At 40.1% G+C, this 21376-nt stretch carries 22 protein-coding genes, 2 tRNA genes, 4 pseudogenes and 1 riboswitch; of the genes and pseudogenes, 9 read left to right on the top strand and 19 right to left on the bottom strand.

Annotation, left to right across the window (positions count from 1 at the left end; translation table 11 throughout):
- Positions 1-35 precede the first annotated feature (35 nt).
- The gene (epsC, locus tag KQI87_RS12770) at positions 36-962 is read right to left on the bottom strand and encodes a serine O-acetyltransferase EpsC (RefSeq protein ID WP_216460477.1); all 927 of its coding nucleotides are present in this window, start codon (positions 960-962) and stop codon (positions 36-38) included.
- Positions 963-1169: 207 nt separating this feature from the next.
- Here epsC and KQI87_RS12765 point away from each other — a divergent pair.
- Positions 1170-1257 (top strand) — tRNA-Ser (locus KQI87_RS12765).
- Between the two features lie 45 nt (positions 1258-1302).
- Here KQI87_RS12765 and KQI87_RS12760 read toward each other — a convergent pair.
- Together KQI87_RS12760 and KQI87_RS12755 are read right to left on the bottom strand one after the other, a co-directional pair.
- The gene (locus KQI87_RS12760) at positions 1303-2637 is read right to left on the bottom strand and encodes an anti sigma factor C-terminal domain-containing protein (protein WP_216460476.1); all 1335 of its coding nucleotides are present in this window, start codon (positions 2635-2637) and stop codon (positions 1303-1305) included.
- On the bottom strand, positions 2627-3148 hold the full coding sequence (locus tag KQI87_RS12755) for an RNA polymerase sigma factor (protein ID WP_216460475.1): 522 nt from the start codon (positions 3146-3148) through the stop codon (positions 2627-2629). Before KQI87_RS12755 ends, KQI87_RS12760 begins: the two co-directional genes overlap by 11 nt.
- 188 nt (positions 3149-3336) lie before the next feature.
- Here KQI87_RS12755 and KQI87_RS12750 point away from each other — a divergent pair, with 188 nt between their 5' ends.
- The 3 genes from KQI87_RS12750 to KQI87_RS12740 all read left to right on the top strand — a co-directional run bounded on the left by KQI87_RS12750 (position 3337) and on the right by KQI87_RS12740 (position 4944).
- A complete protein-coding gene (locus KQI87_RS12750) occupies positions 3337-4290 on the top strand; it encodes a transglutaminase domain-containing protein (protein WP_216460474.1) in 954 nt (317 codons plus the stop codon).
- A gap of 91 nt (positions 4291-4381) precedes the next feature.
- A tRNA-Trp gene (locus KQI87_RS12745) sits at positions 4382-4452 on the top strand.
- A 186-nt stretch (positions 4453-4638) separates the two neighbouring features.
- Positions 4639-4944, top strand: coding sequence for a hypothetical protein (locus KQI87_RS12740; RefSeq protein ID WP_062807275.1), 306 nt, complete (start codon positions 4639-4641; stop codon positions 4942-4944).
- 43 nt (positions 4945-4987) lie between these two features.
- On the opposite strand, the gene KQI87_RS12735 is transcribed toward KQI87_RS12740, so the two are convergent.
- From KQI87_RS12735 to KQI87_RS17315, 5 genes and pseudogenes are all read right to left on the bottom strand, one after another.
- On the bottom strand, positions 4988-5299 hold the full coding sequence (locus tag KQI87_RS12735; protein ID WP_062807276.1) for a type II toxin-antitoxin system RelE/ParE family toxin: 312 nt from the start codon (positions 5297-5299) through the stop codon (positions 4988-4990).
- Positions 5296-5574 carry a type II toxin-antitoxin system Phd/YefM family antitoxin gene (locus tag KQI87_RS12730; RefSeq protein ID WP_195999176.1) on the bottom strand — a complete coding sequence of 93 codons (279 nt, stop codon included), beginning with the start codon at positions 5572-5574 and terminating at the stop codon, positions 5296-5298. The genes KQI87_RS12735 and KQI87_RS12730 overlap by 4 nt, the downstream gene beginning before the upstream one ends.
- A gap of 195 nt (positions 5575-5769) precedes the next feature.
- Positions 5770-6432, bottom strand: a complete 663-nt coding sequence (locus tag KQI87_RS12725) for a hypothetical protein (RefSeq protein WP_195999175.1) — start codon at positions 6430-6432, stop codon at positions 5770-5772.
- A gap of 102 nt (positions 6433-6534) precedes the next feature.
- Positions 6535-7191: a hypothetical protein gene (locus tag KQI87_RS12720; RefSeq protein WP_062807279.1), complete on the bottom strand. Its 657-nt coding sequence runs from the start codon at positions 7189-7191 to the stop codon at positions 6535-6537.
- A gap of 64 nt (positions 7192-7255) precedes the next feature.
- Positions 7256-7306, bottom strand: a pseudogene (locus tag KQI87_RS17315) (DUF6783 domain-containing protein); the annotation flags it as partial.
- Between KQI87_RS17315 and KQI87_RS17310 the strand changes: the two are divergent.
- Positions 7283-7501: pseudogene (locus KQI87_RS17310) on the top strand (DUF6783 domain-containing protein); the annotation flags it as partial. The pseudogenes KQI87_RS17315 and KQI87_RS17310 sit on opposite strands and share 24 nt — an antisense overlap.
- Here KQI87_RS17310 and KQI87_RS12715 read toward each other — a convergent pair.
- Together KQI87_RS12715 and KQI87_RS12710 are read right to left on the bottom strand one after the other, a co-directional pair.
- Positions 7466-8713 carry a hypothetical protein gene (locus KQI87_RS12715; RefSeq protein ID WP_216460473.1) on the bottom strand — a complete coding sequence of 416 codons (1248 nt, stop codon included), beginning with the start codon at positions 8711-8713 and terminating at the stop codon, positions 7466-7468. The pseudogene KQI87_RS17310 and the gene KQI87_RS12715 sit on opposite strands and share 36 nt — an antisense overlap.
- Before the next feature lie 207 nt (positions 8714-8920).
- Positions 8921-9595, bottom strand: a complete 675-nt coding sequence (locus tag KQI87_RS12710; protein ID WP_195999173.1) for a hypothetical protein — start codon at positions 9593-9595, stop codon at positions 8921-8923.
- 341 nt (positions 9596-9936) lie between these two features.
- On the opposite strand from KQI87_RS12710, the gene KQI87_RS12705 reads away from it, so the two are divergent.
- Positions 9937-10164, top strand: coding sequence for a helix-turn-helix domain-containing protein (locus KQI87_RS12705; protein ID WP_195999172.1), 228 nt, complete (start codon positions 9937-9939; stop codon positions 10162-10164).
- Between the two features lie 312 nt (positions 10165-10476).
- Here the strand turns inward: KQI87_RS12705 and KQI87_RS12700 are convergent, their stop codons facing one another.
- The 4 genes and pseudogenes from KQI87_RS12700 to KQI87_RS17575 all read right to left on the bottom strand — a co-directional run bounded on the left by KQI87_RS12700 (position 10477) and on the right by KQI87_RS17575 (position 13628).
- A complete protein-coding gene (locus KQI87_RS12700) occupies positions 10477-12747 on the bottom strand; it encodes an RNA polymerase sigma factor (RefSeq protein ID WP_216460472.1) in 2271 nt (756 codons plus the stop codon).
- Between the two features lie 195 nt (positions 12748-12942).
- Positions 12943-13290: pseudogene (locus KQI87_RS17585) on the bottom strand (polyphosphate kinase 1); the annotation flags it as partial.
- Between the two features lie 36 nt (positions 13291-13326).
- Positions 13327-13386: pseudogene (locus KQI87_RS17580) on the bottom strand (hypothetical protein); the annotation flags it as partial.
- A 20-nt stretch (positions 13387-13406) separates the two neighbouring features.
- The gene (locus KQI87_RS17575; RefSeq protein WP_442860621.1) at positions 13407-13628 is read right to left on the bottom strand and encodes a hypothetical protein; all 222 of its coding nucleotides are present in this window, start codon (positions 13626-13628) and stop codon (positions 13407-13409) included.
- 159 nt (positions 13629-13787) lie between these two features.
- Between KQI87_RS17575 and KQI87_RS12690 the strand changes: the two genes are divergently transcribed.
- Complete coding sequence (locus KQI87_RS12690; RefSeq protein WP_216460471.1) at positions 13788-14222, top strand: hypothetical protein; 435 nt, start codon at positions 13788-13790, stop codon at positions 14220-14222.
- Between the two features lie 72 nt (positions 14223-14294).
- Here the strand turns inward: KQI87_RS12690 and KQI87_RS12685 are convergent, their stop codons facing one another.
- From KQI87_RS12685 to KQI87_RS12675, 3 genes are read right to left on the bottom strand one after another with little or no spacing between them, the layout of a single operon-like run.
- Positions 14295-15443: an ABC transporter permease gene (locus KQI87_RS12685; RefSeq protein ID WP_216460470.1), complete on the bottom strand. Its 1149-nt coding sequence runs from the start codon at positions 15441-15443 to the stop codon at positions 14295-14297.
- Positions 15430-16554, bottom strand: coding sequence for an ABC transporter permease (locus KQI87_RS12680; RefSeq protein WP_216460469.1), 1125 nt, complete (start codon positions 16552-16554; stop codon positions 15430-15432). Before KQI87_RS12680 ends, KQI87_RS12685 begins: the two co-directional genes overlap by 14 nt.
- 14 nt (positions 16555-16568) lie before the next feature.
- Entirely contained in the window at positions 16569-17498 is a 930-nt protein-coding gene (locus KQI87_RS12675) for an ABC transporter ATP-binding protein (protein WP_216460490.1), read from the bottom strand.
- Between the two features lie 263 nt (positions 17499-17761).
- On the opposite strand from KQI87_RS12675, the gene KQI87_RS12670 reads away from it, so the two are divergent.
- Together KQI87_RS12670 and KQI87_RS12665 are read left to right on the top strand one after the other, a co-directional pair.
- On the top strand, positions 17762-18859 hold the full coding sequence (locus KQI87_RS12670; RefSeq protein ID WP_216460468.1) for a sensor histidine kinase: 1098 nt from the start codon (positions 17762-17764) through the stop codon (positions 18857-18859).
- A 115-nt stretch (positions 18860-18974) separates the two neighbouring features.
- On the top strand, positions 18975-19610 hold the full coding sequence (locus KQI87_RS12665) for a response regulator (RefSeq protein WP_216460467.1): 636 nt from the start codon (positions 18975-18977) through the stop codon (positions 19608-19610).
- A 41-nt stretch (positions 19611-19651) separates the two neighbouring features.
- On the opposite strand, the gene KQI87_RS12660 is transcribed toward KQI87_RS12665, so the two are convergent.
- Complete coding sequence (locus tag KQI87_RS12660; protein ID WP_253292515.1) at positions 19652-20578, bottom strand: cation diffusion facilitator family transporter; 927 nt, start codon at positions 20576-20578, stop codon at positions 19652-19654.
- Positions 20579-20757: 179 nt separating this feature from the next.
- Complete coding sequence (locus KQI87_RS12655; RefSeq protein WP_216460493.1) at positions 20758-20913, bottom strand: hypothetical protein; 156 nt, start codon at positions 20911-20913, stop codon at positions 20758-20760.
- Positions 20882-20993: riboswitch (NiCo riboswitch) on the bottom strand. Its footprint overlaps the gene before it by 32 nt.
- Positions 20994-21376: the final 383 nt, after the last annotated feature.

The following is a 21376-nucleotide window of genomic DNA, read 5'->3' as shown; positions in this document are numbered from 1 at the left end:
TGAATTATTACAATCTGCTCTGAAATTACTCCGGATCAGTTCTCCCAATCCCATACATTTGTAGCTTCCACTGCACTTCTCGGTTTCTTGATCACAAGTTCAGGGCTCTTTGCACTGACCTTGGTGTTTGCCGGAATGGACTCTGTAATAAAGGTATTACCACCAATAATCGTGTTCTCACCGATCACAGTCTCGCCCCCAAGTACAGAAGAATTAGAATAGATTGTCACATTATCTCTGATCGTCGGATGTCTCTTCACATTGGCAAGCAGCTGTCCCTGACGGGTAGAAAGCGCACCAAGTGTCACGCCCTGATACAGTTTTACATTCTTTCCAATCTCTGTAGTCTCACCGATTACAACGCCGGTTCCATGGTCAATAAAGAAGTACTCTCCAATCGTTGCCCCCGGGTTGATATCAATTCCTGTATAACCATGTGCATACTCTGACATAATCCTTGGAATAAACGGCACATTCTCCAGATAAAGAACATGTGCAAGTCTGTATACATAAATTGCATAGAATCCAGGATAGGAGAAAATAATCTCCTCTTTGCTCTTGGCGGCAGGGTCACCGTCAAATCCGGCCTGCAGATCAGTCAACAGCATACGCTGGATTTCCGGTACATTTGCAAAAAATCTCTCTGTAATCTGTTCTGCATGTTCTTTCGCCTTCTGTTCTTCTTCACCCTGATATAAAAATGCAATCTCTATCTGCTCCTGTAAGCAGTCATACAGATCATTCAGGCGGTATGCCACATAATGCTCCGGGAACACACTTGCACTGGAATCCACACTGAAATATCCTGGAAAGATAATGGATCTCATATCTTTAATGAAATTAATGATTTCTTTCTTATTCGGAAGACGTTCTCTGTCTCTTCCCAGAAAAAGTTCTTCTTTACGGTAAGTATCTGTCAGCTTCTCCACAGCTTCCAGAATCGTTTTCTTCTTATCTGTCATGATCGTCACCTGTCCGCTTTCCTCACAGCTGCCTACCTGCCTCTGACAAATTCACCTTTATCCGCAGGGTAAACAACCGCATTTTGTTATTATCTTATTACAGTGAGAGCAATTCGTCAATAAAAAAAGAATTGACCTTTCTGCGGATTCCTTATATAATAAAAAACAGTTCCGATCATACTGCGGAACTGTTTTTCATCTTAATATGGAGATGTACCCAAGTGGCTGAAGGGTCCGCACTCGAAATGCGGTAGGCCGGGCAACCGGTGCGAGGGTTCAAATCCCTCCATCTCCGCTTTTATTTTTCCTGCTCCGTGGCAGGATTTTTTATTCTTATTTTTTATTTCCATGCTTCTACTGCAATGCCGAGGATATGGTCTTCCATCAGCATCTTCTCCATATCCGCTTTGGTAGTCACACACACGAACCCGTAGGATTTCAACCCATTCTCTTCAATATAATCTGCTGCCAGTGACCAGTTTCTATCACTCCCTGATATCTTTTCCATCATTGCTGTAAATTTCTTCTGGTCTGCCATATACCGGAGCATGCTGACCATGTGCTGCGTCATGGCTTTCTCATCCTTTAACTTTGCCTGTGCCTCTTCATACGCTTCATCGGAATAACTGTTTTTACTGAAAAGTGAGAGTTCAGGATACCCCTGATTATACTCAGCAGGGACTTTCCATATATTATTCTTGGTATTCTCATAATCATATCCCAAGGTTCTCATATAATCTCCTTCGGAAGCATACACTGCGATCCATGGATTTCCCATAACAGAAACATCATTCTGCAGTTTTTCCATCAATTGATCAACTTCTTCGAAGGACAGCGTCTGGTCAAAAGAAACATAGGTATAATAAAACCCCTCTTTATCCAGACTCCTGACAGTTTCCTCCCCATCCTCTAAAGATGCGTAAACCCATTGACTTGTGCTCACCGAATAATCACCATAATCTGTCACGGAATTCTCTATCTGCTCCCGGAAATCTTTAGTTCTGTCCAATCCATATGCTATAAAATAATTGTCCTGTACAGACTGAAAATACCCGGGAGTATACGCTTGCATTTTTCCTCTTTTGATTTGTCCTGCAATCCCCTGACGGCTTTGCGTCCCATATCCGATGGTTGGATTGATCTGAAAATAGTAATTTCCATATCCCTGAGAAACCGCCTGGGCAGAATCTGTACTCCTGCACGGCATCGTAAGTTCTGAAAAGATTCCAAAATCAATTCCAAACTGAGACTCCGAACTTTCCCAGCTCTCCGAATCGCCGTCGGATTCCATTTTCACCTTAATCTGCTTCGCCGGATTATAATAAAACAAAGATACCAGCGGGGAAAGTCCGAACTGTACAAATAAAAGGGCCACAAGGAGCACTGCCCCTGTTCCTACAGATATTTTTCGAAAAATACGGTGGATGGACTTTTTTACATATTCCTCAAACTGCGCTTCCTTTTCCTCCATCCTGCTATCTTTTTCTTCGTGAAATGTATTCTCCTCGTTCCCGTCCTGAAAGGCTTCGTCATCTTCTATCAGTTCCTCTTCCAGTTTATCTGCAAGATATTCATTGATGGCCTCTGCTTTCTCAATCTCATTTTCTACTTTCTTTTTTTCCTCTTCCGGAAGCTGATCCTTTTTATACTTTTCAAGTTTTTCCCTATAACTCATATTCCTTCACCTCCATATACTCCCGAAGCTGTTTTTTTGCTCTGTACGCAAGAACCCGCACATTCTGCGGTGTCAGTTTCATGATCTCTGCGATCTGTTTCATACTCATTTCCGAAAAATAAAACAATTCCAGGATCTCCCTCTGCCTGTCCGGGAGTTTCAGCATTGCTTCATATAACATTTTTTTCTGCTCATTTCGGATCAGTATGTCTGTCAGACTGTCCTGGCTTTTTTCCACAGCTCCTGCTGCATAGATATCAGCCCCCGCAGCAGGATCCATTTTCACTTCCCTTTTCCTGTTCCGCAGTTCATTAAAGCAGGCGTTTCTCGCCACCTTGTACAACCATGCACGAAGATTCTCATTCTGATCAGAAAGGGAAAGAAGTGCTTTCAGGAATACTTCCTGCATCAGATCTTCAGCTGTCTCTCTGCTTTTACACAACGAGTAAAGATACAGATAAATCTCCCCTGAATACCGCCGGTAAAACTGCCGTAATATATCCCTGTCCATGAGCACTCCCTCCTCTCCTTTTTCTTTCTACCAATATAACACGTATCTTCCGCAAATGTTACATATTAAAATTGACCTTTTTTTCGTTCCCTTATATAATAATGTCAGAGACTTTTTATCAGCACATTTATGAGTATGTTTCCCCTCCTGTGCTTTAAAACCGGGAAACAAGAAGGAGAATTACAAGCATGAAAATACCCAGATTAATCCCTGCTTTTCTGGCAGTCCTTTGTCTGGCTGCTGCACCACAGGGCGCTTCTGCCCGGGAACTTACCACAGTGGTCTCCCAGACAACCGTAACCGCAGACCCCACTGCCACATCGCAGAAGGCATCCACCCCCAAAGGGCTGACTGTGAAAGGAAATAAAATTTCTTTCTACAAAAACGGCAGCATGGTGAAAGACCGCTGGCTGAATTACAAAGGAATCAAATACTATTTCGGAACTGACGGCTACGCTTTCAAGGGCACCCACAGGATCAACAATAAAGTATATGTTTTCGATGAGAAGGGACGTCTGATCCAGAATAATCAGAATAAAATGGTGACGGTTTATGATAAGAAATATTATATCATTTCCAAGTACGGACACCCTGCCACCGGATATTTCATTTACCGGAATAATCTGTATTATGCAGATTCCAAAGGAAGATGCTATCTGAACCGTTCCCGTGAAAACGGACAGCTCTATTTCACTTCCAGTGGAGCAGCTAGGAAAAATACTGCCGCACTTCTGAAAATGCAGACTATGCAGACAGTTTCCTCCCTCACCAGTTCCAATATGACTAAGGCACAAAAGCTCCGTGCCTGCTGGAATTATATTGTATCCTGGAGGAATTTCAGCTACGGCGGCAGTGATCCCAACTTAAACCAGAAAGGCTGGTACCGAAGCACTGCCCTGAAAATGCTTCAGACCAAGAGAGGCAACTGTTATTCTTTCGCATGTGCATTCGCAGCTATGGCGAAAGAGGTGGGATATAAAAACATTAAGATCGTCGTGGGATATGACCACTGCTGGATCACCATCAACGGTCTGCACTATGATCCCCAGACCCACTGGTCCGGCTGGATCCGTAATGTTTACGGCTTAAAACAACACCCGGCTCCAGATGATAACCCGAAAATCTATGATTTTATGAAATAACTGTTCATTAGTTTTTTGCAATTGTGCATATAAAAGCTTGACAAATGTAGCTTTTATATGTATAATTGCAACAGTAACAGAAATTACATATAGGGGATTGGTCAAATGGTATGATAGGGGTCTCCAAAACCTTTGGTGGGAGTTCGATTCTCTCATCCCCTGCTCTAAGGAACGTTCGATTTTCTCATTTGGTGAATTTCGAGCGTTTTATTTTAACTAAATGTTGTGAATAACCATTAAAATTATCAAAGAAATATTATAATGTTCAGTCAATGTGAATATTGTAGTATTTCTTTTTTATAATCCGCGTCTGTTCATATATGTTTTATTATGTCAGGAGGCTAGAATATGTCTAAAACCTTCAACATTACCGGAACATGTTTTCCAGAGAAGCATTACATGGTCAATATTTCTGACAAACTTGCTCAAATCATTCCCATGGTAGATGCTGGTCAGTATTTCTGTATAAACCGCGCACGACAATATGGAAAATCTACAACTCTTCATGCACTCGTTTCCCAACTTTCAGATAAATATATTGTTTTTCCTCTTAGCTTTCAGCGAATGAGTACTGCAAAATTTAAAGATGAAGATACTTTCTGTCGGGCATTTGTGGAACGATTAAGAAGAACTGTTGAACCAGATTTTTCTTGATTTCCTTGGACAACTTCGAGATCTATATCTGAACCGTACTATATTATAGTAGTTTCCGATATTCCCGTCTGCCGTCCACGACAGCGTAAATTGTTACAATCTGCTGAGATTCATTGACCTTGTAAAATACAAGATGCCGTTCCACGATCAGGACTCTGTAGCCCTGTCGGCGCAAGGTTGCATAGTGGGGAACACTGCCAGAATACGGAAAATCCTTTAAATTGTTAATTGCCTTTTCAATTTTATCCAGATAATTCAGTGCAATATCTACACTGCCAGAATCATCGGCAATGTAGAAGATGATATCCCGGAGCTGTTCGTCTGCCTTATCTGTTCGCAAAATTTGGTAGCTCATCTGTTCCCCCTTGCTAATAATGCACTGCGGATATCGTCAAAAGTTTCCTGTACAGGTGCAACTCTGCCCTGCGCAACATCTTCTTCTGCATCAGCTAACGTACGTAACAGTTCCAGTTCTGCGGTCATTTGATTATATTCCTGTATTCCGATGAGAACAGTATCGCCGATGCCGTTTTTGGTAATAATAACAGGGGTTCGTTCTTCACGGCATGTTCTGGAAATTTCACTGTAATTGTTTCGTAATGCTGCGGATGGTCTGATAATTGCTTCCATATAATATTACCTCCTGTTCTTTGATAGTCATATTATATCATAATTTACATATATCGTTCAATGGTTTTCTCACTTTTAAATCAGGTACGAAAGAAGGTGTCCTTAATGACAATTCTTCCTTGTCTTGCTAATAATATCCCGCGATAACAAAACAAGGAGATTCATGTTTTCGGCATGAGTCTCCTTGTTTAAATATTATTTGAACCAGAGTAATAAATGTTCTACTTGTCCTGTTTTATCATTGACTACTGCTGTCATAATCTGAAAGCCACTTCCACCTTTAATCGGAACAATACTACCATTTTTTACATCCTCAGACTTTTGCCAGGTTTTCTGGAAATAAGATATAGCATCATACTGGAAAGACCAACCCTTTTTTAAATTAAAGGTGACTTTTGCTTTTTTATTGGCAAATTTAGAATAGGATATAACACGATAAGGGTCTGTATCAAATTTTTTTCCTGATATTGTTGTATTTCCTACCTTTACAGAAGCCACTGGGTTTACGTATTCTTTTACTGTTAAAGCACATTTACGTGTTATATTTCCTGCTTTGACAGTAACTAAAGTCTTTCCAACTTTTTTCGGATAAGCAAATACTCCAGAATTGTTTGCCTCTACTTTGGCGATAGCTGGGTTACGCACTGTTACAGATACAGAATTATTTCTTGTATCAATATTGCCAAGATTTAAATAACGTGAATTAAATAATGTAATTTTGTTACTTTTTCCCGGATATAAAGTGACAACCTGCTTTGTTAAAGAACTTTCTGGGTTTGCCGCCTGGACTGGGACTGCTGATAAAACCATAATGAAAATCAGTGAAAATGTTAAAATCTGTTTTAGTACTTTTTTCATGTTACTTTTTCCTTTCTTCACTTTGATAAAGTGTTTTATAGCTTATATTTTACTACGATGGCATTTTATACATTCATACTTAAGCTTAGAAAAAGGGGCTGTCTATTTGAACAAAAGCATTACTGCTTCCTGCTGTCCCGTTTTGTCATTAACTACATTTGTTATAACCACAAATCCACTGCCTCCTCTGATCGGGATAACAGCACCATTCTTTACATCTTCAGATTTCATCCAGTTTTTCTGCAGGTAAGATACGCCATCTACGAAAGACCAGCCTTTTTTCAGATTAAAGGTAATCTTAGCTTTTTTGTTGGCAAATCTGGAATAGGATACTACCCGATAAGCTTCTGTATCAAATTTTTTTCCTGCAATAGTTGAGTTTCCAACTTTTACGGATGCAATCGGATTTACATATTTTTTCACTGTAAGATTACACTTACGTGTTGTTTTCCCACTCTTTGCTGTAATTACAGTTTTTCCGACTTTCTTTGGAACTGCATATAGCTCAGAATAGATTGCATATGCTTCTGCAACAGATGAATTGCTGCTGCTCACAGAAGTCACCTTATCAGATTTCTTATCAAATGCCCCCATATATGTCCTCTGAAAAAAATAATTTTTGCTGGTTTTTGCCGGATACACTGTGAGTGTTTTTTTCGTTGGAAAATACTGCGGAATTCCTGCCTGAACCGGAACTGCCGCCACCACCATGGTCAAAATTAACACTGCTGTCAAAATTCTTTTCATTGTTCGCTTCATAGTCTTTCTTCTCACTTTCTCTAGAGCGTGTCTGAAAAAGACTTTCTGCAAGATGTGCGTCACAATTTGTGGGATATTTTGCCCGGATGAGGGCGCCGTAGTGGGCTACGGCAACTGAATTCGGGTGAAATATCCCGCAAAGTGGGGCGTGCAGATTGCGGGAATGATTTTTCAGACACGCTCTAGTACATTACTTTCAAAACAACTACTATCATCTGTAAACAATGTTCCCAGTGTTTACGACTTTTTTCTTCAAAAATTTCTTATTATTCCTTTATACAATCTTGAAGTATTTCTTAATGCTTCCTGAATACTTACCCTTGAAAGTAATCTTTACAGCATAAGTTCCTCTTGCAGTTAAACCTTTACTGTATGTTACTTTATAATAAGTCGGGCTGATTACTTTACCATCACTGCCTACTACTTTTACAGTTGGTTTCTGCGCATAACCGTTGTAATTATATTTTGTTTTAGATAAACGGATGGTTTTCGGATAATAAACCGTTCTGACTTTTCCTGTCTCACCACAGGATGAGCAAACCGGTGTAATTGTTCCGTTTTGTGTAAGTGTAGCTTTGGTGATTTCGTTTTTCCAACTGTGGGTGTGAGTCTGGAGCTTGAATTGATAATTTGTAGAATTTCCATCCCATACTACTAAATAATAATCACCGACATTTAACTCTATATCAGATTCAACTGAATAAGTTTCTGTGCTCCAAACGGAAGTCATAATACCATCTTCTTCTTTATAAATTTTCCAATTAGGACCACATTGTGCTCTTCCTATCACTTTAACAGTTTCTTTTTTCGGAACTGTAAATTTATACCAATCCTCTCTATCATTAAGCGCAATCTGACCTCTATATGTTTTATTTAATACAATTTGATTTGCATCATCCGAATTATTATCAGAACCACCCTGATTTTCTGAGAATGTTTCATTTGCACTCTTGTGTCCTAATATAAAAGAATATGTCCCCGTTGCATCAGAGTTTGCTGAAATATAATAAGTTCCTTTTGTTAAATTCCATGAATATTCAAAAGACCCCCTCTGACTCAAATTATCAATGTCCCAGTATTTATCATCTAATCGTGTTCCAAAATCATCATATATTCTCCATCTAATATATTTCGTTCTGAAAATGCCTTTAATACTAAACAGTCCAGCCTCATTTAATGTAACTTTATAAAAATCTGCATCGTTATCATCAGATAATGCCCCTGTATATTCTGTATTCAATGAAATAGAGGTAGCATTATCAATATCATTTCCAGCCTCCGCATTGAGTGTTGCATCTTCATCGTTAACTTCCGGAACAAACTCTGTTACATCTGCATTCGCTGTTGTTTCTTCTGTAGCATCTGTGCTGTCTGTAAAGGCTTCCTCTGTGGCAGCTTCTGTCGTTACCTGTACTGCATCGTTTTCGGATCCGCTGCTAAATTCTGCTGCCATGGCGGATGCTGGTGTGCTGACACATAATGCCGCTGCCAAAATCAGTGATAATACTTTCTGTTTTTTCATAATCTCTTTTCTCCTTTATGTGTTTTTTATTGTTTTCACTATATAGACAATGTGAGTTTCGAAAAAGTTTTAAGATTTTTAAAATTTTTTCGATTTATTTTTTTCTTTTCACTATACTGACAGGTGAAACTGAAAAAACACTCCAGACAAAACTCTCTTCTGCCTGGAGTATGCATTCTTTCCGATGATCGCTCGGTATCTTTTTTCTTATTTAAATACAATAGAAAGTGTTTCCACTCCTTTGTTTTTCATATTTTCAAAAACAATGTTACAAATAAAGTTTCCTTTACCGCCATGCACATATACTCCCTTAAAGGAACCGCCCTCTTTTTGTTTAATAAGGTTTGGTATGTCGTTTCCATCTTTGTCTTTTAACTCCATATAGCAGCAATACCAGTCTTTTTTTGTATTAAATTTTAAATTTATTGTTTTACCTGCGTATTTATCATAGTCGAGATAGATTCTGTCTGTTTTGGCAAATTTGCTTCCTGAAATTGTTGTATCTCCAACTTTTACTGATGAAATTGGATCGGTATATTTGTATACGGTAACATTTGTCTTAAAAGTTTTCTTTCCTACTTTTGTTGTAACGACTGTTTTTCCTGCTCGTTTTGGAACGAAATGAATTAATTTCATAAAGGTCAGATCTTCATATACAATTTTTCCGATTTTCGGATTCGCAACTTTGACAGAAACATTTTTTGCCTTTGTTGTTGCAAGACTTAATTGCTTCGCATCACTTTTTACTGGAACATATCCTACCAGTTTGTCGGTTACCCAAGTATGGGTTGCTGCATCATTTGCAGCGGAAACCGGAATTGCGGTTATCAGCATTGCAAATATTGCTACTAATACGACAAGTTTTTTCATTGTTTTCTTCATAAACTTTTTCTCTCCTTTTCTTCGCTCTGAAAGAGTGTTTTTACATAATTTGATTTTACTACGCAGGTTTACTATAGTCAATATAACATTCGCATCAAAATAATTGCCTGCTTCATACAATTATTGTTCACTCAATTCTTAATATCCAGCTTCGCAATACACAGATTTTATGCCTTAAAATTAAAGTTACTCTGCATGTCTCAGGGTTTTAGCACGAGCAGTAACCGTCAGATCACAATTTCCATGTATTTCCCATTTTTTCACTTATAAAATAGATGCTTTAACATACATATAGGTAATAAGAATCATGTTAACATTTCTATTATATTGAGGTGAATGCTATGATTTCTTATGACCCATTCTGGAAAACCATTGCTGATCGTGGAATCAGTACTTACGCACTGATCAACCGACACGGGATCCTTCCAGACACAATCCAGCGGCTCAGAAGTGGCAAACCGATTACAACTACCACTCTGAATACGCTTTGTCAGGTAATTGACTGTAATATTTCTGATGTTATGAAATTCATTCCAGATCAGAACAGTCAGATTGATCAAATGAAATAGTGAACAGTAGTAATTGCTTGTATCGCATCCTTTCATGGATGCGTACATAGTAATTCCATAGTCTCTCTTCTCCTTTCTGTATTTTGAACTTCACTATATAGACAGTATAACTCCTGAAAAAGTTTTAAAAATTAATCAAAAATTATATAAAAAATACTCCAGACATTTTTTCATCTGGAGTACTTTTTTTATTGTATAACATTATTTATGCGAATTGTAGGAGCTACTAAACAACAAAGCAATTCACAGATATCAAGTCAAGGGCCAAATAGAACGTGAAAGCCTGCGTCAGTCAGATATCTTTGCTATATGTTAATTCAATCCGCTCATATCCGAAATATCCATCCAGTTTAAGATCTTCTGAACCGGGAAGGTAGAGTAATCGGTGCTATAGTCTGAAGTATAAAGTGGTGTAGTATCGAATGTTAAAGTTCCATTCTGCAGGGTTCCACGATAATAGTTGGTCTCCATCGTTCTGATAGATGCAATCTCCTGTCTCAGGATTCCGTTTCCATCAGGTGCTGCTTCACAGCCCACAGTAAAACCATCTCCCGCAACGCGGTGTGCCTGATAATTTCCATCTGATCCATCACAAGTGTAAACGTGATAATCATACAAAAGGTATTTTCCGGAATCCTTGAACTCTGCACCAACAATCAATTCTGGTGTTCCATTCTGATCAATATCATACAAAGTATATACCTTCGTTCCTGTCAGATATTCCTGAGATACTTCCGGGAATGTGTATCCATCCTGATTTGCCGCCACACTCTGAAGAACGCTCTGATATGCACTTGTAACTGAGCCTTCTGCCTGAGTCTCCTGTGTGGTATCCGTCTGTTCCGGTGCAGGTTCTGCCTGGTTTTCTTCAAAATCTGTCTGCGTTCCATCCGGAGCCGGCTCTGCCTGATTTTCTCCTGGTGCTGGTTCTGCCTGATTTTCCGCAGAAGCGGCTGCAGTGTCATTATCAAAAACATCTGGAGCACCGGTATCTCCTTCTATTTTGATAATACGATACAGACCATTTCCCACGGGTACAAGTGTTGCAACTCTGTTTGAAGTAACCGAACCGTCTTCTGCACTTGTTTTCGTATAGATATAATGAATCTTCATTAAAGAATCTGTGTAGCTGGTATCAGTAATGGAAACAGTTGTAGACCAACTCAGTTCTGCCGGCCAAAAAGTCACATATCCATTCTGTACCTGAATCGAACCCGATGCATAGCCTTCTGTAAACTGGAAATCTGTAAAGGATGAGAAATATCTGTTGACATCACTCTGCAAATACATATACTTCCCGTCTCCTGTTGTCCCTTGTTTTTGAATCATACGTTCTCTGGAAGAATTAACACCCAGACACAGTTCATTTAATGTATAAACCGTATCATGCAAGGCTGCCGCATTGTCCGTAACCTCATCCACGCCATAAGCCAGTACAAATTCCAGTTCCTGTTTGTTAAGATTTCCGGCAATTCTGGAGGAATATTCATCATCTGCCAACTGCTGTACCGGAGGTGTGGTCGGGGTCGGCTCCGGGCTTGGTGTTGGTGTAGCCGGAACCTCTGTTGGTTCCGGAGTAGCAGTCGAAGCGGATTCCTCCGGAGCTTCTGTTGGCTTCGGGTTCTCCTTTGCTTTTGCTTCTTCCTGCTGCACAATCTCAGGCTTCTTCACTGAATTCTGATACTGAACAATTCCGGCTGCACCGCCTCCTGCTACTGCAATAGCTGCTACTGCTGCAATAACCTTTCCGGCAGTTGTATGCAGGAATGTTCGCCCCGCAGCTTTTCCGGCAGCTTTTCCCGCACTTCGACCTGCTGATCTGCCTGCCGTATTCTTGTTCACACTTTTGTGTTTACCGACAACTGCCTGTGTATTGGCTTTATTTAAAATTGTTGCTCTCTGTGCCTGAAGAACCGCCTGTGCAGTTGCAGCATATACATCGGATTTTCTGTCGCTGAGAAGCAAATATAACAGTAATCCCACAGGCGCAGCTGTGTAAAGCTGATATCCTTTCTTCTGCAGTGCTTCCGCTTTCGTCTTAATCGCTTTTCGACCATAAAGCAGTCTTGATTTCACAGTATTCTCTGATATTCCAAATGTTACTGCTATATCTTTGATACTCTGATCATCCAGATGATACATAAGGATACAGAGTCTCTGCTCATCAGATAGACTGTCGATGAGTTCATGCACCAGTTCCTGTGTTTCCTTCTGTGTATAGTTCCGTTCCGGCTGATACTGTGCTTTCTCATCTTCTATTTCATACTCAAAAAGATCTCCGTCCTCATTCTCCTGACTCATTTCGGAGAAAAGCAATGGCTTCTTCCTTGCAAGCATATTTCTGGCTGTGTTTGCCACGATTCTCCCAAGCCAGGACGGAAAATTCTCCGGATCACGTATGGTTCCCAGATATCTCCATGCTTTTATATAAGAATCCTGAACAACATCCATTGCATCATCTTCGTTCTTCATATATTTTAACGCAATGTAATACATATCATGCTGAGTAGATTCATATAACTGCGCAAATGCGCTTTCGTCGCCTTTGATTGCTGCTTTTACAACTTTTTCGTAATTCACCATCTGTCTGTTACTCCTTATCGCCATAGTTCGACTTTGAATTTATTATAGATTTTTCATTTACTATATTCAAGTCTTTATTTTTTGTTTCACTATACTGACAGATGATGTCCCGAAAAAGTTTTATCTTTTTTTTAATTTTTATTTTATTTTTCGCTTTTCTCTTTCTTCTGCATTTTTTCCGCATTGCTATATGCTCAACTTTTCATCCAGGACCGGAGCTGCTACTTCTACACTGCGGACTGTATTTCTGGTCATAAAATCAGCAGATGCAATGTATATTTTTTCGCGCTCTTTTGTACCAAAACGATAGATTCTGGAGTGTTCCAGATATCGTCCTACAATACTTACAACTTTAATATTTTCTGTATATCCCTTTATCTCCGGAATCAGACAGCAGATTCCTCTGACGACCATCTCTATTTTGACGCCTGCCTGGGATGCTTCCACCAGTTTATTGATGATCACTTTATCTGTCAGGGAATTGATCTTGATTCCAATGTACCCTTCTTTTCCCTGTTTTACCTGGTCGATTTCTTCCTGTATCTCCAGATCCTCATCATAAATAGTTTCTGTATCAATGTCTGCATTTCGGGTAATGCGGATCAGGGATTTCTCTTTGATTTCATAATTTTTGAACATTTTCGGCAGAAAATGGAGGATCAGTTCTTCAGGAATGGAAATGGCTCCAGTTCTCCCATAAGCTGTTCATAGATTGCAGCCTTCTTCTGATCCAGTTCTCTGGTCGCAGCAAGAATTGCTTTCACCTGTTCTTCACTGGTCATGTTTGTTTTATTCTCGCGAATTACCTCAGATGATTCCATCTGATCCATCAGTGTTCCCACTCTGACTCTGTAAAATTCATCCAGGTTTGACTGGTAAATAGATGCAAATGTCAGTCTCTCTGCCAGCGGAACTCTTGGATTTCCGGCTTCAATGAAATATAAACTGCTGAGTACTTGAAATTGTGGGGAGGATACTGCATAATAAAATCAGCTTTAAGTATCTATTAAACACACTTTTACGCAAAGGAGAAATGAAAAATGAAAAAATCAAAAAACAAACTCATCAGATTACTAATCGCTGTATGTGCTCTCGCACTCTGCCTCACAGCAGTACCATCCACTACATACAACGTACAGGCTGCGACAAAGGCGCAGGAGAAAAAGGCTTTAAGCCTTATTAAAGGTACCTGGTATACACAGGGAGGCATGCCTTATCCCCGCAGAGTTGTATTTTCTGGAAAAAATGTAAAAATGTATCAATCCAGATCTAACACATACACAAGACGCAAAATTGATAAGATTACCAAAACCAGTTATGGATACTACTTCAGAATCCCACTGGGAGGCGGTCATTACTATGGATATAGATTGTATTCAAACAATAAAAATACATTAAATTGTATGGGAAATGGAAACCCTTACAGCAGTTCCGGCTACAGTGGAACCAGCAGCCTGACCAGACATAAATATTGATACATCCATGAAAACAAAAAGAGTCCCGGGCAATTTACCCGGGGCTTTTTTCGTTTTCATTTTCCAGATTTCCTACTTCTGTCTTTTATATTTCACCACTGTCAATGTCAGACACACAAACACTACAACAAACAGCACTTCTATTCCCATGGCCATATGTATCTGTTCTTTCGCTTTATCCGTAAGTGTGGTATATTCGCTCAGTAATTCATTAACCTGTTCGTACCAGTATACCGGCAGGAACTGAGATACTTTGAGTACTTTTTTGTCCATGACATTCATTGGTACAAATACACCACATAGGAAACACATGCCGAGCGAGATTACATTGGCAAGTCCGCTGAGCATGTTGCTGTTCTTGACAAACATTCCTACCAGATAAGAAAGAGATAATGCCACTGCCATCATGATCAGGCTATTCAGGATATAATACCCCAGTGTCTGAGACTTCCAGAAAGCTTTGCCGTACATAATCCCGGCACCTGCAATCCCGACTCCCCAGAGTACAAGTCCCATTACACCCATCGCAAGCAGCCCTTCTATACTCTGTCGTCTGACAGATACTGCAGAAGCTTCCATTCTTCTCTGAATATCTCCCTGTCGGAATGCCATCAGGATATATCCCATCACGTAGCAGAATACTCCCAGAAACAGATATGGCAGATAACGGAAATAATAGAGATATCCCGGCTTTGTAACATTCTCGGAAGTTCCTGCCAGAGTCTGTACTTCTGAATGCTTTTCTGCAGCAATTGCATCCACTGCTTCCTCCTGTGAAAGACCTGCTGCCAGATATGTTCTCGCCATGCTGAGATAACTGTTGATCTGCTGATCTACATAATAAGAAGTATAAGAACCCGGAACCTTTGTTACTTTAAGTCTTTCACTATCCAGAATACAGGACTGTACAAAATTCTCCGAAATCTGCACGATATACTCCACATTTCTGTAAAACAGATTCTCTTGCAGAACTTCCCTGTCATTCTCCAGCATTGTGATGTGATGAATCTTTCCCAGATAATCCTCAAGTCCCTGGGCCAGAGTTCCCCCATCCTCATCTACGATTCCAATCTCAACACTCTTACTCTGATAACTGTCACTGCCCTCTTTTCCTGCTGCCGCCTGTAACGCCAGTGCCACAGAGAAAAAGATTATCAGATACATGATCACCAGGCCGATATTCTTCTTTAATATTTTCATGTATCCTTTAAATACTGTCATAACGTTCCCTCCGAATCAGTAAAAATGAAGCTGTCACCAACACCAGACTCATCACTGCCAGCGTTATCAGACTTCTGTGATACCGGGCAGTATCATCATATACATTAATGCAGTAAAACGCATCAGAAATGAGTGCCGCCGGATTGATCCTGTTGATCAAAGGTGCGTGTTTCTCCACCATATCTTTCATGGTGTTGTTCATCAGTCCTGCCAGAAAACTGCAGATCATAGAGATTCCCAGGATAATCCCGATCTTCGCTCCTTCTTTCATCTTTCCAAAACTTCCCACAAAGATTCCCATGGAAACTCCGATCAGCGATCCCAGGAAACAGATCAGCAGCATTCGTCCCATCTGTCCCTGAAAATCCAGTTTCAGTCCATATCTCAGATACAGAAGCAGAATTATTACATCCACATAGCCCAGCAGAAATGAGGAAATCTGCTCAGAAAGGATCAGCTTTAATTTGTGTGTCGGTGTTACACATCTGCGAGCAGCCAATGCTGTCAGATTTGCCTGTAGACTGATTGCTGCACCAAATCCTATAAAGCATCCATACAGACATCCCATAGCGATCAATGCATAGAAGAATTGTACATTTCCGTCAATCGTTCTGCCGCCTAAGGAGAGTTCCTGTACCCCGTCCTGCTGTTTCATCATAGCTTTCAATCCTTCGATAATTCCTTCCGGATGCGTTTTCATTATGTTTTGAACCGTACTTCTGGTATTCTCATAACTCTGAAGTACTGACTGTAGAATACTCTCTTCGATTCCACTCGCTGCTACTGTCAGTGTTGGCTCTGATCCTACATAATAGATGCCCGACACTTTTTTATCTTCCAGTTTTTCTTTCGCCTGTTCTTCTGTCATCTCCTCTGGTGCCAGAAGCTGGTCTTCGCCATTTTTAATCTGATCCAGGAATGCCAGAAATACCTGATCTGCGTGTTCTTCTTTTACTACTGCTACTGGCACAGTCTCAAAATCTGCATCATTGATATTCCCAAAAGCAAAGAAGAATAACGTTCCAAGGATCAGTGGAAATGCCAGTGGCCAGAAAGTTGTGCCAAAATTTCTCAGCTTTACTTTCACATTATAGATTACTAAATGAAGCATCTGTTCCTTCCCCCTTAATCCCTCAGCTGTTTTCCTGTAATTTCCAGAAATACATCATTCAGAGTCGGCAGTTCCGAGAATACTCTTCCAAATGCAAGTTCCTGGCTCTGCAGATAATTCAGGATACGGATCAGATTATGCTTTGCTCCTGTACATCGAACCGTAAGGATCTGGCTCTCATAATGTACATCAAACACATGATTCAGAGCCTGAATTTCTCTGAGATTCTTTTCATCCAAAAGCACCGATTCTATTGTGATCGTTTCCCCTGTTTTGATCATCTGTTTCAGTTCTTCTTTTGTTCCGGAGGCAATAGTTCTGCCATGATCCATAATCGCGATTCTGGTGCAGATCTGCTCTACCTCTTCCATATAATGTGAAGTATAAATGATCGTAGAGCCCTGCCGATTCAGTTCCTGAATTCCTTCCAGGATTTTATTTCTGCTCTGCGGATCTACCGCTACAGTCGGTTCATCCAGAATGATCAGGCGAGGCTTATGAGCAATTCCGCATGCAATATTCAGGCGCCGCAAAAGACCTCCAGACAGCTTCTTTGGACGCATTTTTCGATAATCTTCCAGACCTACGAACTGAATCGCCTCCTCAACAAGCTGTTTTCTCTTTTTCTTTTCACTTATGTACAGACCGCAGAAATAATCAATATTCTCCTGCACGGTCAGTTCCTCAAAAACTGCAACATTCTGAAGCACAATCCCAATCTGTTTCTTTACCTGATAATTATCCGGGCTCATCGGCTCTCCGAAGATTTCAATGGTTCCCTTATCATATTTCAATAACGATAACATGCAATTGATCGCAGTAGTCTTACCCGATCCGTTCGGACCTAGCAGACCAAAAACTTCTCCCTCTTTGATATCCAGATTCAGATGATTCAGTGCTACCAAATCTCCATATCTCTTTACCAGATTCTCTATATGAACAATATTCTGTGACATATTTTACCTCCCCGATATTCTGAGCATTTCAGCGGTATAACTCCTCTGATGCTTCCATTATAAGCATATTTCCTGTTCTCTCCAAGTGCAGATTGTCATCCTCTCACCATGACAAATGTCACATCTTTTGCCATATGTATTTATTTTCTATTGTGGTTATAGTATGATTATCATAACTATGAAGGTACTGAACATTTACTGATTATCCAAGATACATTTTATATTCATTGTGTAAAACAGGAGTAGAGATCATGCGCTATTTTCAGGATATCGGAATATTAACTTTATACAGTTTTCTGGCTCTCTTTTTCATTGAACCTGGCAGCGATTTTATCTTTGCACTGCTGTGTACAATGATCCTGATGTGCTGCTGTTATGTATTTGAAAATCGTATTCTGATCAGTATTCTGTTTCTTATTTACGGACTGATAACTTTGCAACTGACAGAACTTCTTTTATTTTATCCGATTTTCATTTACGTGATTTTGCATCAATATCTGTGCCCGTTTCTGCTATGGGCCACCGGAATTTATTCTTACATATTTGCAGCCTTTTGTTCTGATCCACAGACATTTCCAGCTTTCACTATATATGCCGGAGTTTTCGGTGCTTTACTGGCAATTCTTCTGGAACGGAATACAGCAAACTATGAGAAACTGGAGCTGGATTTTCTCCACAGCAGAGATGACAGTGAAGAACGAACGCTCCTGCTCGCAGAAAAGAATCACGCACTTCAGGAAAAACAGAACTATGAAATCTACAATGCAACCCTGAAGGAACGCAACCGTATTGCAAGAGAAATCCATGATAATGTAGGACATGTACTTTCCCGTTCGATTTTGCTTACTGGTGCTGTCAAAGCAATCAATAAAGATGCCGGAACTGCCCCTCTGCTGGACAATCTGGAAACTTCGCTAAATTCTGCAATGAACAGTATCCGTTCCAGTGTACATGATCTGCATGATGAAGCTGTCAATCTGAAACATGCCATCCAAAGCCTGGTTCAGGATTTTTCCTTCTGCCCGGTAGTTCTTACTTATGATATCTCCGGTCAGGTACCAAGGAATGTGAAATACTGCTTTATCAGTACTGTGAAAGAAGCGCTGGCAAATATTATGAAACACAGCAATGCAGACTCTGTTCAAATTCTCATCAGGGAGCATCCGGCGCTGTATCAACTTTGTATTGAAGATAACGGGACAGATATCCACTATGATCTATCCGATTCGGGGATTGGACTTCTGAACATGAAAGAACGTGTCAGTTCTTTAAACGGGACAATACAGATTCGCACAGAAAATGGTTTTCGTATCTTTATTACGATACCTAAGACAGATTCTGTCAAATAATCTTTCCTTATCTTTCATATATTCTATTTTTCTTAACGATACAGGCTCTTTTAAGCAAGCGAAAATTTACAATGAAACGTTTACTAATAAATAAAAAATACAATACGAGGTTTTTATGAATATTATAATCGTAGACGACGACAGTCTTGTTGCTGGCGCCTTAAAGACAATTCTGGAAATCAATGAAGATGTAAAAGTTTTTGCCACAGGTTCCGACGGTAAGGAAGCCTGTGAGCTTTACCGCAAATATCAACCTGATATCCTGCTTATGGATATTCGCATGAAAAATATGTCAGGACTAGAGGCCTCCACTATTATCCTGCAGGAATTTCCCCATGCAAAAATCCTGCTGCTTACTACATTCTCGGATGACGAATACATTATAAAAGCACTCCGCCTGGGAGCCAAAGGCTATCTGCTTAAGCAGGATTATACAAGTATTCTACCAGCTCTGCGTGCAGTTTTTTACGGACAGACAGTGTTCGGTACTGAGATTGTATCCCGTATTCCGAAGCTGCTGCAGGCTTCGGCTGTGTTTGATTACAGTGCTTATGATATTAATGAAAGAGAATTGGAGATCATCGAACTGATTGCCAAGGGATACAGCAATAAGGAAATTGCCTCTGAGCTCTTCCTTAGCGAAGGAACTGTGCGAAATTATCTTAGTTCTATTCTGGATAAGCTGCAGCTCAGAGACAGAACTCAGGTTGCTGTTTTTTATTACCAACACAAAAACACAGACGCAAAATAACTGCGTCTGTGCCAAAAAATAAACTTTATTTTTTATAATAGTTATGCATTCACCGGATTTACATGTACCATACAATGTTTCACATCTTTGAAACTATTCTCAACTGTATGATGCACATCCTCCGCGATCTCATGTGCTTCAGTCAGGGAAATATCTCCCTCTGCTGAAATCTCAATATCCACATACATCTTGGATCCGAAAAGTCGTGTCTGTAAAAGATCGATTCCTTTCACTCCTTTTACTTCGGAGATTACATTTTTCATGCGCTCCTCTGTTTCTTCATCACAGGAGTGATCTACCATCTTATCTACTGCATCTTTGAAAATCTCTACAGATGCTTTCACAATCAGAACACAAATTGCTACGCTGGCAAGTGGATCCAGGATTGGGAAACCAAGTCTTGCGCCAAGGATACCAACAAATGCACCTACAGAAGACATTGCATCTGAACGGTGATGCCATGCGTCAGCCATTAATGCGCCGGAATTGATCTTCTTCGCTGCTCCTCTTGTATACCAAAACATCCACTCTTTTGCCACAACAGAAACAACTGCTGCAATCAGCGCCAGTGTTCCCGGAATTGCAATACTCTCGCCGGATGTACTCTTGATAATGTTCTCAATTCCACTCATACCGATTCCGATACCAGTTGCCAGAAGCAGCCCGGACAGGATAATGGAGGATACACATTCCATTCTTTCATGTCCATACTGGTGCTCTTTATCAGATTTCTTACTGGATAAATTCACACCGACGATTACTACGAAAGTACTTCCCACATCAGATGCAGAATGAATCGCATCTGAAATCATGGCACCTGAATGAGCCAGGATTCCTGCCAGTAATTTGAATAATGAAAGTAAAAGATTCACTGCAATGCTCACGCCGGACACTTTCATTGCCACCTTGTGTTCCCATGCAGGCTCCTCTTTCTTAGTTGTCGTGTTGCTTTCTGTCTGTGTTGACATTGCTGTCATATTTAATTGTCTTGTCTGTTCCATAACCAGGACCTCCTTAAATTTGCTTCAAACATAAGTACTCTCAGGTCTTTTTATTACCTGCTCTTTTCTTACTTATCTTTGAGTTTACAGGTTCTTCTTATGTCACATACATTGCGTCATGATCATAAAAAATTTCTTTCTTAAGATCATGTCTTATCAAAGTGCGGTCTTCCCGGGGTCTTTTTGTACTTCGGGATCACATCTGTACCAGATAAATTTCTTCCGGACATCTGTTTCCAGATAAACAAAAAGACACACCTGCGGAACATACACTGTCCCACAGATATGTCTGAAAAGTTCATATCTGCTGCCACTTACGCGGCCCGGCCCCACGCCCTCGATATCTGATACTCTCGGGCATCGCCTGCTCAGTTTGTACTGTTGATCTCGCATTCTGTTATTGAATGTAATGCAGTGCAAAGAGAATAAAAATTACTGTGTTTCATTCACTATATAAATTATAGAAATAAATCCACAAAATCAATTGAATAAACAGCTCTGTAAGCTGTATTCCTCTGACTTTTATAGATGATACACTATAGTATATCGGTTAGTCAAGCCAAATGTTATTGAGAATTATTATCATTTCATTCACGGTGCCAATCATAAAAACACTCCTGAAAACTTTGGAGCACGATACTTATGACCCGTCTTTAGGATTTAGCACTATCATTTTTTGCAGTACCAAAAATTCGACCACTACTCAAACCAGCATATTTGCTGGCTTTTTTTCTTTTTAAAAAACTTGACAAAATATTTTTTACC

The organism is Blautia sp. MSJ-9, assembly GCF_018919065.1.
In the GTDB taxonomy this organism is placed as follows: domain Bacteria; phylum Bacillota; class Clostridia; order Lachnospirales; family Lachnospiraceae; genus Blautia_A.
Note: the sequence above shows the minus strand (reverse complement) of the source record. Positions and strands in the feature narration are given on the sequence as shown.